At 63.9% G+C, this 263-nt stretch carries 1 protein-coding gene; it reads left to right on the top strand.

The annotated features are described in order from the left end of the window. On the top strand, positions 1–263 hold a 263-nt coding region (locus tag QEP11_RS16620; protein ID WP_284337765.1), incomplete at both ends, for a hypothetical protein.

Below are 263 nucleotides of genomic sequence, written 5' to 3'. Positions count from 1 at the left end.
AACCAGAGCTGGCAGAAGGCGAGCACAAGTTCACGGCCAAGGCCACGGACAGTGCAGGTCAGGACAGCCCATTGACAGGGGAATACGCCGTAGTGGTGGATACCACCGCTCCGGCCAAGCCTGCAGTGATGGCCGCTGACGACAACGTGGGCGACGTCAAGGGCTCGATCGAGGCGGGTGAGACCACGGATGATGCGACCCCGACACTGAGTGGCAAGGGCCAGGCGGGCGAGACCGTGACGATTTACGACAACGGCGTGGCC

Origin of the sequence: Comamonas halotolerans, assembly GCF_030162935.1 — a bacterium.
GTDB lineage: Bacteria > Pseudomonadota > Gammaproteobacteria > Burkholderiales > Burkholderiaceae_C > Comamonas > Comamonas halotolerans.
Note: the sequence above shows the minus strand (reverse complement) of the source record. Positions and strands in the feature narration are given on the sequence as shown.